The following is an 11,357-nucleotide window of genomic DNA, read 5'->3' on the forward strand; positions in this document are numbered from 1 at the left end:
AGGGATGCTGGCGGGCGCGGTCCCACCTCATTAGAAGAGGCGTCCTCCCGGACTGGCCCGGGAGCAGGAGCCTCTCATGAAGACTCTCGGAATCATTGGTGCGGGACATATTGGAAGCGCGTTGGCCAAGCTCGCGATCGACGCGGGCTACGACGTGGTGCTGAGCAATTCCCGAGGCCCGGAGACCCTCGCGGACCTCGTCGCGAAACTCGGCCCGAAGGCCCGGGCGGCAACGGTCCAGGAGGCCGCCGCGGCGGGTGACCTCGTCGTCGTCACCATTCCGATGAAGAGCTACCAGTCGGTTCCGGTCGAGCCCCTCGTGGGCAAGATCGTCATCGACACCAACAACTACTACCCCGGGCGTGACGGCCGGATCCCCGAGCTCGACTCGGAGAAGACCACCACCAGCGAGCTGCTCCAGGCACACCTGCCCCGCTCGAAGGTGGTCAAGGCCTTCAACCACATCTATTTCGAGCACCTCAAGGCGCAGGGCAAGCCCGCGGGGGCGAAGAATCGCCGGGCCCTGGCCATCGCGGGTGACGATGCCGGGGCCAAGAAGGTCGTGGCCGGCTTCATCGACGCGATCGGCTTCGACGTGGTGGATGTCGGCCCGCTCGCGGAGGGCTGGCGCTTCCAGCGCGACCTGCCGGCCTACAACGTCGACCTCGACGCCGATGGAATGAAGGCGGCGCTCGGCAAGGCGAAGCGCTACGCCGAGATGGGCAAGCAGGGCTGAACCAGCTGTTCAGCGGCCATGGCGTCGGTGGACGCCCTGCTCGCCCAACTTCCGGGTCATGTCCCGCGCGGTCTCGAGGTCGAAGGGCTTTCGGATCCACAGGAGGTCGGACCGGCCAACGCGCTGGGCCACCTCCTCCCGGGAAATGTCCGAGAAGGCGCTGCAGATGCCCACCTCCAGGTGAGGGTCCTTCTCCAGCATGCGCAGGATGGTCTCCAACCCGTCCCAGCCAGGCGGCATCCTCATGTCGACGAGGGCGAAGGTGTAGGGACGCCCCTCGGCCAGGGCGCTGACGACCTTCTGGAAGCCCTCGGCCCCCTGCATGGCGGTGTCGATGGAGTACCCCGCTTCGAGGGAGGCGGCGGGCGGGGTCGCACCAAAGAGCTTCTTCTCGAGGTTGTCCAAGGAGGGTTGGCGCGCCTTGGGCTCCAGCACTCGACGCCAGACCCGGAGGATGGCCGGGTCGTCGTCGACCACCAAGATTCGCTGCGGAGCCGGCGGGGTGATGCTCTTCACCATTCGGTTGCCCTCCGCGCCATTGTACTGGGCTCCCCAAGAAGGCACAGGACGGAGTGCAGGGCATGCGCGCAACCGTGCGTCCGGACACACGGCGACACTCCTCGCGCCTCCCTCTCGGTGAGGGCGAAGACGGGAAGCCCCTTGGGCGTCGGACGTCGGTCCGACAGGTAGGTGAAGGAAGGAGGCTTCCCGGAGTCTTTCATTCCTGGTTCAGGAGGTGGGGAGGTCGACCTTGAAGCCCGAGCGCTCCAGCATCTGCTTGAACTCCCCCTTGGCGACGGCCTTGATGTAGGCGTCGTTGGGCTCGCAGAGCTTCCTCTTCACCAGATCCAGCAGGGCATCGTTGAGCGTCTGCATGCCGATGCCGCGCGAGGTCTGCATGATGGAGGGAATCTGGAACGTCTTGCCCTCGCGGATGAGGTTGGCCACCGAGCTGGTGCACAGGAGCACCTCCTGCGCCGGCACGCGGCCTCCGCCGATCTTCTTGACCAGCATCTGCGAGATGACGCCCTTGAGGGACTCGGAGAGCATCATGCGGATCTGCTCCTGCCGGTCCGTGGGGAACTGGTCGATGATGCGGTCCACCGTCGAGGGCGCCGTGTTGGTGTGCAGCGTTCCGAACACGAGGTGGCCCGTTTCGGCCGTTTCGATCGCGATGGCGATCGTCTCGAGGTCTCGCATTTCGCCCACGAGCACGATGTCCGGGTCCTCGCGGAGGGCGGCGCGCAGGGCGTTCTTGAAGCCGTGCGTGTGGACGTGCACCTCGCGCTGGTTGACCAGGCACTTCTTGTTCGGGTGAACGAACTCGATCGGGTCCTCGATCGTGATGATGTGGTCCTCGCGATTACGATTGATGTAGTCAATCATCGCGGCCAGCGTCGTGGACTTACCCGAGCCGGTGGGACCGGTGACGAGCACCAGGCCCTTGCTGAGGTAGCACAGGTCGAGGATGTGCTTGGACAGCCCCATGTCCTCGGCGGTCATGATCTTCGTGGGGATCTGCCGCATCACCGAGCCGATGCCCTTGCGATCCTCGAAGACGTTGACGCGGAAGCGGGCGCGGTCGGTCTCGTGGGCGAAGTCCGTGTCGCGCGTCTCCTCCCACTGCTTCTTGTTCTTCTCCGGCGCGATGCTCCAGAGCATGGCCTTGAGGCGCTCGGGCGCCAGGGGCCGGTAGTCCTCCTGCGGCACCATGTCGCCGTCGATGCGCAGCATGGGCACCACGGTGCTCGACATGTGAAGGTCGGAGGCCTTCTTGTCGAGCATGCGGTTGAGCAGCCCGAGCAGGGCGGCGGCCGCGTCCGGGTCATCCTGGGGCGGCAGCACCTGGATGTTCGGCGTGGCGGCGGGCTCGGCAGCGGGAGCCGCGGCGGGGGCCTTGGCGGCGGCCGGAGCCGCGGCGGGGGCCTTGGCGGCGGCCGGGGGCGCGAAGGCGGCCCCCCCCGCGCCACGGGCCGCCAGCTCCATCATGTCGGCGGGCGAGGCCAGCTCCAGCTTGTCATCCTCGGAGGCGGGAGGCAGATCCAGCCCGGCTTGGGCCGCGGGGGGCGCCACCACGGTGTTCACCGCGGGCTGGCTGGGCTTGTAGGGCATCAGCGCCACCTTGAGGTGGCCTCCCACGTTCTGCACCTTCACCTGCACGGCGCCCGCGGGGGCGGCGTACGGGAAGGAGGAGACCCCCTCGGTGGGGAACGCAGCCCGCAAATCCGCGGGGACGATCTCGGAGAGCGCGCCGATGATCTGCTGGGTGCTCAGCCCCGCTTTCACCATGGGCACATTGCCCGAGGCGGTCCGCAGGGTGATGCCGGAGCCAGTCTCCAGCATGATCGCGACACCAGATTCCTTGTAGAGCTTCTCGATGAAGGCGTCGAACCGGGCCATGGCTTCTCAGCGGCGAAGGGTTTCCACGTACGCGACGTGGCGTTTGTTGATGAGCGCGACCTGCTCTCCCTCCATCAGGGGGATGAACGGGGGCGCGCTGTTGAGGTAGTCCGTCAGGCGCGAGTGCGCCTCGGGCAGCACGTAGGTGATGAGCCCGCGCAGCTGCTGCCCATCCACCAGAATCACCTCCACCTCATGCTCGGTGGGGATGGTGAACTGGTCGACGACGTTGGGCTCGAGTTCGGCGGACACGCGCGCCAGGGCGAGATTCGCGCCCTGGACGAACATCATGGCGTCCGTCGCCGCATCCACCGCGGGGATGAACTGCGAGCCACTGTTGTTGAGCAGGTCCGACAGCCGCTCGCCACCGGAGCGTCCGGCGGCGGCTTCGGCGAGGAACACGGCCACGGCACGCGAGGCACCACCCGGTAGGACGAACTGGGCCGCCACGCGTCTCTTCGGAATAGAAAGGGATTCCAGCATAGGAGGTCAGCGAGTGTGCCTGATTTAGCACAGGTGCTGGCGCTCCTAGAATTCCTGGGAGGGGTGAGCACCGCTCCCACCCCCCCGGCGGCACGACTCAGAGGCGCAGGCCGACCTGGAGCCGGTACGCCACCCCTCTCAAGGGAAGGTCGCCTACTCGGAGAGGTTGCGAGGGGACGGGCTCCTTCACGTCCTCGTCCGGCGGCTCGGGCGCGAGCGCGTCGAAGCGGGCGTCGGGGCGGAAACCGTAGCCCACCCCGAGGTCGAAGAGGAAGGACGGGCCCTTCGCCTTGTACGCCTGGACGGGGAAGACGACCGACACGCCCAGCAGGCCCGTCGCCGACACCTGCCCGACACGCTGCCCCAGCTCGCCCATCCCCAGCTTCAACCAGTCGTAGCCGATCAGCACCTGGGCGTAGGGCTCGACGTAGGAGCCCAGCCGCACGCGGTACGCGCCGCCCACCTCCACGCCCACCAGCCCCAGCTTCGCCATTTCCAGTTGGTGGAGCGACGCGGAGGAGCCCCCGGAGAGGAAGCCCCCCTCCACCTCCCACCGGGCCTCCGGCATGGGGAAGGCGTAGGCGGCGCCCACGCGGAACAGGGGGAGGTGATCGTTCTCGTCCACCAGGTCATACGCGCGCGCGGTGCTGACCTGGGCGGCGTAGCCCAGGCGCAGCGACAGCGGCGGGCGGGCCGAGGCCTGCGAGGGACAGAGCGCGGCGGCCAGCAGGAAGGCGGCACAGACGACGGGAAGGTGTCTCATGGTCACGGGCCCTCCGAGGCGCGGTCGAGCTCGTCCGCGAGGGTGAAGTAGCGCACACGCTCCGCGGCGCCGCGCTCGAGTCGGTCCGCGGAGATCAGGGTGACGTCTCCCCGGGCCGGCTCGGCGTGCTGGGCGGCCACCACGTCCTGGCCCGGCAGGTAGTAGAGCGCGGTAACGGGGGCATCCAGGGTGAGCTGCTCGATGCCGAGCGTCTCCACGTCCAGGCGGGCCACGGCGGGCAGCCCCTGGGGCGCGAAGTAGAACCGGCCCCGGGTCTCGTCCATCACATCGGCCTGCACGGTGCGAGACACGGGGATGGGGCTGATGCGCACGCGCAGGCGGGTGTCCTCCTCGCGCACCGTCACCACCGAGAGCGCCGCGCCGCCGCTGCCCGTACCGGGGTGCCGGAAGACGGCCGCGCCCAACGCGTCGCTGAAGCGCACCGCGTCGAAGCCGGCGGTGAGCAGCACCGTGCCGCTCTTGCCCGTCACCACGTCCCAGGCCGTCACCGTGCGCAGCTTGCCCTCGTAGAAGAGCACGCGCCCGTCCGCGAGCACGTGGGCGCTCGTCAGCGGCGCCCCCAGCGGCAGCCGGCGCACGTCCTGCGTCCCGCTCGCGTCGAGCACCATCGCCTCCTGGCTGCCGGCGTAGACGGCCACCACCGAGCGCTCCGTCCCGGGAGCCGCCGCCGGCGCGAGCGTGATGTCACTGAGCCCCGTGCCTCCAGCGAGGAAGTTCACGGACGCCAGCAGCTCGTCCCCTTCCCTGCTCAGCTCCACCGCGAAGACATCATCCATGCCGGACAGCCGCAGGAAGAGCACGTCCCCGGCCGGCGAGAAGAGCGCCTCCTGCACGGCGACCTCGGGCTGCGTCTCGGACAGGCGCGTGGGGATGCGCCGCAGCGCGCGCCGCGGATCCTTCGCATCGAAGACGACCACGCCCCGGTCCAGGGTGATGGCCACGAACTGCCGGTCCTCGCGCGGCGGGGCGAAGACGACCGAGCGCGGCGCGAGGCTCTCGGTGCCCAGCGTGAAGCGCGTCACCGCCCGTTCCCGCACGTCCACCACCGCCACCTCGTTGAGGTTGCGCGCCACCACGTCCGGACCCAGGCCCGCGGTGCTGTAGGTGAGGACGCCGTAGCGGTTGTCGGCGCTGAACTCCAGGGTGTCGTAGGCGCCCGGCAGCTCCACCGTCCGCACCTCGGCGCCGTCCACCGACACGAGCTGCAACAGCGGGCGGCGGATGTCTCCCGCCAGCACGGCCACCACGTCGCCCTGGAGGCGCGCCGCCTTGCGAGCCCCCTCCGCGATGGGGATGGCCTGGGGCGTCTCGCCCTTGCGCACCCGCACCACCCGGCGCGTCTGGGGCACCACCGACACGAGCGCGTCCCCCGTGGGGAGCAGCGGCAGGGGCTTGAGGCCCTGACCGAGGAACTCCGCGCGATCACCACACCCGGCCGCGAGCAGCAACATCGCGGGCAACAACCGTCGAACGATTCTCATGGGTTCACTCGATCCGCGAGTTGAGGGTGAAGCCGGTCACGGTCCGGATCTGGCTGTCGTCGAGGTTGACGAAGCTGATGCGGCCGGCCGGGTGGAGCTGCGACACATAGATGCGGTGGCGCGTCTGCTCGGAGTCCCCAGCGAATCCGCCCGCGAAGGCCGGCGGCGAGGCCAGCGAGACGGAGCGGGACACGAGCGTCGACAGGTCCACCGCGTCCACGGCATGGCGGCGCTCGGTGTCGCTCCGCAGCGTCACCCCGACGTAGCCCCCGCTGGAGGAGAAGGCGACCTGCGAGGGCTCCAACTTCCCGGTGCGGCGCAGCTGGAGGTAGCCGGAGGGGACATCGAGCACGGAGTAGCCCCGGTCCACGTCCACGGCGCGCTCGTAGGGATCGCTCGCCGTGGAGCCGGGCTCGGGCTTGTGGACGAGGATCGCCGTGCGGCCATCCGCCGCGAGGGCCACGCGCTCCACGCGCTTCTCCAGCGGATAGCGGGTGACGGTGCCCGAGGGGAAGTCCACCCGCGTCACCGACTCGTCATTGAGGACGGTGGTGTACACCAGCGCGTAGCTCGTCCCACCGGACCGGGGCGGCAGCACCACCTGCCCCACCGACGTCCCCGGCACCGGGAGGAGCTGGATGCCCGATGGGTCCTCGAAATCACCCGGTAGCTCCAGGAAGGCGAGCTGGCCCGCGCTGCGCAGCGCCGCCACGGCGCCCGAGCCGTCCGGGAGCAGATCCACGTCCGTGGCCACCTCGGGCAGCGGCACGGTGTGGAAGGCCGTGCCGTCGAAGGAGGCCAGCATCGGCGCGGTGGTGGAGCGCAGCAGGACGCGCTGGCCATCGGCCGTGGCCACCACCTCGCGAGAGGCCACGTCCAGCGCCATGGCCTCGGGCAGCGAGACGCGCACCGGCAGCGGCTGCTGGCGCGGGTTGGACAGGTCGAGCACCGTCACCGTGCTCTTGGCGAAGACATAGGCGCGCGTGGCCACCCCACCCTCCAGGCGGAAGACCACGTCCGTGACGCGGAAGCCGGCGGCGCGCTCGAGGACGGTCTGCTCGGGGGACTCACCGCGCCGGGCGGCCCGCAGATCCACCAGCGCGACCACGCCCTCGGCCCCGGAGCCGGGAGCGGCGGACGGGTCCGGCCACGCCAGCGCGTACGCCCCATCCCCCGAGACCGACAGGCGCCCATATCGGCGGCCGAGCGGCACCCGGCGCACTTGCGAGGGCAGCGTGGTGGAGTCCACCAGGGACAGCGAGGCGTCCACGGAGGACAGCGTCACGGCCGCGTCCTCGCCGGGCACCACCGCCACGTCCAGCGGCGTGGCGCCCACCGGGATGGCCTCGAGCGAGAGCGTCCTCGGGTCGATGCGCGTGAGGCTGTGGGCGGCCGGGGAGAGCACGTAGACGTAGCTCTTGCTGGCCAGCGGCGGGCGCTCGTTCGAGGCGCTCTGCTCGTTCTCTGGCGGGATGCAGGCGGACTGGGTGCAGGTGTAGCCGGCCGGGCAGTCCGCGGCCGTCGTGCAGACGGGGGCTCCCGGAGGGGGGGCTCCGCCGCTGCCCCCGCCCGCATCGGGAGCACCGGCTCCGCCCGAGGACGTATCGTTCGCTCCCTCCGCGTCGGAGGAGGCACAACCCGCGGCCCCCAGCAGCAGCAGGGACACGGTCATCCAGGAAAGTGCGCGTCTCATCGTGGCTCCGATTCGGAAAGGCCAGCGGCAGGGGGCGTAGCATTTTGGATGCCGGCTGAACGTCCAGTGTCCTCGCGGGTTTACGTCGCGTCAGTGCCTGGAAGGCATGACACCCTTGTCATGAGGGATCTGACTTTCGTGTCAGGGCGTCTCACACTGCGCTCGCTCGCCCTCATGCACATCTTCTCGCTATCGCGATTGCCCTGGAGGTCCCTCATGGCTGGCGAGGCAAAGAAAGTCGCCCGTTCTTCCCGGTCCGCCGCCGCTCGCGAGCGCATCCGGCGGACGCTGTGGGGGATGCTCGGGCTCGTGGTGGTGGCGGTGGCGGTGCTCGTGGCCCCGGTGCGCCAGGGGCTCATCTGGATGGTGACGTACGCCTGGCGGCACCTGCTCTTCTTCTTCTGGCTCGGGCTGTGCGCCGTCCTGCCGAGTGCCATGGCCTTCGCCCACCGGATGCGCAGCAACCGGCGCTACATGGACGCCCGGCTGGAGGTGCTGCGCTGCTACCTCGTCGCCGCCCGGCACTACGCGAGCACCCGGGGCCGCTTGGAGACGGCCCGCATCTTCACCGCCGGCCTGGGCAAGGAGGCGCTGGAGCAGAGCCGGCCCGGCATCCTCATGATGCTCGGGGGTGCGGTATCGCTCTCCCTCCCCTTCCTCCTGGTGGCCACGCTCTCCTCCGCGTTCCTCTTCCCCACCATCGTCGAGCCGTCCCTGCGGGCGGTCGTGACGGGTGACTTCGAGGAGGGGATCCGCGGCCTGGTCTTCGCGGGTTACGGCGTCTACGTCTACACGCTGCTGCTCATCATCCACCGCATCCAGGCGGCGGCGCTCTCCTCCGAGTTCCTGCTGGCCACCACCGCGCGCGCCCTCATCACCCTGGTCATGGGCTTCGTCGCCGGGCAGATGCAGCTCATCCAGGCCCTCGGCACCGACAACCAGAGCGGCTTCCTCTACTTCATCCTCGGCGCCTTCCCGAGCTGGGCGCTCCAGGCCCTCCGCCGCCGCGTGCAGACGATCTTCCAGCCCACCGTGCCCAACCAGGAGGCCCTGTCATTGGAGTACGTGGATGGCATCAATGATCGGATCTCCGAGCGCCTGGAGGAGCTGGGCATCTCGGACATCCAGCACCTGGCCTCGGTGGATCCCGGAGAGCTGACGCTGCGCACCCTCTACCCGCTCTCGCGCACCATCGACTGGGTGGATCAAGCCCTGCTCATCAACTACCTGCGGGACAAGATTGGAGCGGCGCGGCAGATGGGCATGCGAGGGGCCATCGACATGCGCGAGACGTACCTGGAGGCGCGGCTCCCCTCCGAGGCGGATGCCTCCCGGGAGACCGGAGCCCCCACCTCCCGGAGTGGTCCGACCTTCGATCTGCTGGACGCGAGCCAGCGTGCGCGGATCCTGTTCCAGGACCTGGCCACCCGGATCGGCGTACCGCAACAGGCGCTCTACAACATCGGCGCGCGGCTGGCGGAGGAGTACCAGGTGGACTTCCTCGCCTACCTGCGCAACCGCCGGAGTCAGACCTGGCCCCAGCCCGCGCTGGTGGAGGCCATCCGCCGGGCGCTGGAGGACAGCGGCCTGCACACCGAAGGCGAGCCCGGCCTGGAGGGCATTCCCGAGGGCCCCTTCGACGCCACGCAACTGGCATCCCCCGAGGTGCAGAAGCGCTTCGGGGAGCGACTCGCGGAGGAGTTGCGCCGGATGTCGCTGGCGTGGAGCGGCCACTTCGACGAGCTGCGGCGGGCCGAGAGCTACGAGGAACTCTACGACCTGCTCCTGGCGCGGATCAGCCAGAGGTCGCACGAGCCCTCGCTGCCGCTCCCTCCCGGACGTCGGTCGCGACTGTCGCGCTGGCTCCAGCGGGCCCATTGAGCGCGACGAGCCGAGCTAGTGGACGGCGGGCGGGCGCACCTCCGGGTCCGTCTCCCTCTCGCGCTCGGGCTGGCCCTGGGTCTGGCCGCGCACGGGCAGCTGGACGATGAAGCTCGCGCCATCGCCCAGACGGCTCTCGACGGAGACGCTGCCCCCGTGCGCCTCCACCACGCGCCGGACGATCCACAGCCCCACCCCGTACCCGGTGACGCTCCGGTCGAGCCTCACGCGCTCGAAGCGATCGAAGAGTCGCTCCTGGTCTTCGGGTGCGACGCCCACGCCCTGGTCACGGACCACGAGCGTCGCCAGGGTGCCGTCCGTGGACACCGTCATGTCCACGGGCCGGCCCTTCCCGTACTTCACGGCGTTGGAGAGCAGGTTGTCGACGACCTGCTCGAGCCGCAGGTGGTCCCACGACCCTTCGACCGGACCTTCCGCGTGGATCCGCACCTGCACGCCGGACTGACACAGCTCCTCCTCCAGCGTGGCCACGGCTCCGCGCACCAGCTCGACGAGGTCCACCTTCTGGCGCTTCAGCTCGAGCCGGCCGGCCGACATCTGGCTGATGTCCAGCAGGGCGTCCATCATGTGGAGCATCCGGTCCGTCTGCCGCTCCATCGACTCCACCCGGGAGACCAGCTTCTCCGTGACGCGTGGCCCGTCGCCGCCCGGCTGCAGGCTCCTGCGCACGGCCTGCAGCTGCAAGCGCAGCGAGGTCAGGGGGGAGCGCAGATCGTGCGACGCCATGGAGAGGAACTCGTCGCGCGCCTTGAGCGCCTCCTGCGCCTTGCGGAACAGCCGGGAGTTGTCCACCGCGAGGCCCGCCCTGCGGACGAGTTCCTCCGCGAGCACGAGGTCCCCCGGACCGTAGCTCCTGCCCGGCGTCACCGACACGAAGGTGATGGCACCGAAGGTGTCCCCGCGAGCCTTGAGCGGCACGCACATGTACGAGCGCGCCCCCAGCGCCATGAGGCGCTCCGGGGTGTCCACCCCGAGCGCGGTCCGCACCCAGGCGGCCTCGAGCGTGTCAGGGCAGAGCTCGGACTGCCCCGTGCGCACCACGTGCCCGAGGCCCCGCGTCAGCTTCGGCTCTTGCGAGGGCAACACGCGGATGAGCTCTCGGGTCTTGGGCTCCTGCGCCGGGTCCGCGTGCGCGACGGACAGCACCGCCAGTCCGTGGGCGCCCTGAATGGCCACGGTGCACCAGTCGGCCATGCCCTGGACGGCCAGCTGGGCGATCTTCTGCAGCGTCCGCTCGTACTCGAGTGAGCCGGTGAGGACCTCGCCCGCCTCGGCGAGGAAGGCCTGCGCCTTCTCCACCTTCTTGCGCTCGGTGAGATCCCTGGCGACGTTGGAGAAGCCACGCAGATGCCCCGTCTGGTCGCGCATGGCGCTCACCACGACAGTGCCCCAGAACTGCGACTTGTCCTTGCGCACGAGCCACCCCTCGTACTCGGCGCGTCCATCGGCTTCCGCCCGTTTGAGAATGCGCTCCGACACGCGCTCCGCGTTCTCCTCCTCGGGGAAGAAGCGCGAGATGTGCAGGCCGAGGGCCTCCTCCGTCGTGAAGCCCTTGAGGCGCTCGGCGCCGAGATTCCAGTTGCTCACCCGCCCATCCACCGACAGCGGGAAGACGGAGTAGTCCTGCAGGCTGTCGATGAGGAGCCGGAAGCGCTCCTCGTCCTCGCTCAATGCGACCTTGGACTGCGGCTCGTCCTTCCGCTCACCCCCTGCGGGCATGTGCACTCCCCTCGCTTGCGAAGCTCTTCCTCAAAACTAAGCTCGCCGCCGCCGCACGACGCCCCTGCCTTCCCTTGACTGGAAGCGGCCGTGGGGCCTGCTAGCCGCCCGGGTGAGCAGAGGGGCAGGCAGGCGTCGGGAGAAGCGTCAGGCGACTTG

9 protein-coding genes are annotated in these 11,357 nt (G+C 69.8%); 2 read left to right on the plus strand and 7 right to left on the minus strand.

What is annotated here, in order from left to right; translation table 11 throughout:
• Nucleotides 1–76: 76 nt before the first annotated feature.
• Nucleotides 77–736 carry an NADPH-dependent F420 reductase gene (locus tag VF794_RS34000; protein ID WP_331117282.1) on the plus strand — a complete coding sequence of 220 codons (660 nt, stop codon included), beginning with the start codon at nt 77–79 and terminating at the stop codon, nt 734–736.
• A gap of 9 nt (nt 737–745) precedes the next feature.
• On the opposite strand, the gene VF794_RS34005 is transcribed toward VF794_RS34000, so the two are convergent.
• The 6 genes from VF794_RS34005 to VF794_RS34030 all read right to left on the minus strand — a co-directional run bounded on the left by VF794_RS34005 (nt 746) and on the right by VF794_RS34030 (nt 7,577).
• Nucleotides 746–1,255, minus strand: coding sequence for a response regulator (locus tag VF794_RS34005; RefSeq protein ID WP_331117283.1), 510 nt, complete (start codon nt 1,253–1,255; stop codon nt 746–748).
• 210 nt (nt 1,256–1,465) lie between these two features.
• Nucleotides 1,466–3,136, minus strand: coding sequence for a type IV pilus twitching motility protein PilT (locus VF794_RS34010; protein WP_331117284.1), 1,671 nt, complete (start codon nt 3,134–3,136; stop codon nt 1,466–1,468).
• A gap of 6 nt (nt 3,137–3,142) precedes the next feature.
• Nucleotides 3,143–3,586 carry a hypothetical protein gene (locus tag VF794_RS34015; protein ID WP_331117285.1) on the minus strand — a complete coding sequence of 148 codons (444 nt, stop codon included), beginning with the start codon at nt 3,584–3,586 and terminating at the stop codon, nt 3,143–3,145.
• A gap of 130 nt (nt 3,587–3,716) precedes the next feature.
• Nucleotides 3,717–4,382, minus strand: coding sequence for an outer membrane beta-barrel protein (locus VF794_RS34020; RefSeq protein WP_331117286.1), 666 nt, complete (start codon nt 4,380–4,382; stop codon nt 3,717–3,719).
• Nucleotides 4,383–4,384: 2 nt separating this feature from the next.
• Entirely contained in the window at nt 4,385–5,884 is a 1,500-nt protein-coding gene (locus tag VF794_RS34025) for a hypothetical protein (protein WP_331117287.1), read from the minus strand.
• Between the two features lie 4 nt (nt 5,885–5,888).
• Nucleotides 5,889–7,577 (minus strand): hypothetical protein, encoded by a 1,689-nt coding sequence (locus VF794_RS34030; RefSeq protein WP_331117288.1) that lies wholly within the window; start codon nt 7,575–7,577, stop codon nt 5,889–5,891.
• A gap of 216 nt (nt 7,578–7,793) precedes the next feature.
• On the opposite strand from VF794_RS34030, the gene VF794_RS34035 reads away from it, so the two are divergent.
• On the plus strand, nt 7,794–9,458 hold the full coding sequence (locus VF794_RS34035; RefSeq protein ID WP_331117289.1) for a hypothetical protein: 1,665 nt from the start codon (nt 7,794–7,796) through the stop codon (nt 9,456–9,458).
• 15 nt (nt 9,459–9,473) lie between these two features.
• Here VF794_RS34035 and VF794_RS34040 read toward each other — a convergent pair whose 3' ends face one another.
• Entirely contained in the window at nt 9,474–11,198 is a 1,725-nt protein-coding gene (locus tag VF794_RS34040; RefSeq protein ID WP_331117290.1) for a sensor histidine kinase, read from the minus strand.
• Nucleotides 11,199–11,357: the final 159 nt, after the last annotated feature.

It is taken from the genome of Archangium sp. (assembly GCF_036389735.1).
GTDB lineage: Bacteria > Myxococcota > Myxococcia > Myxococcales > Myxococcaceae > Archangium.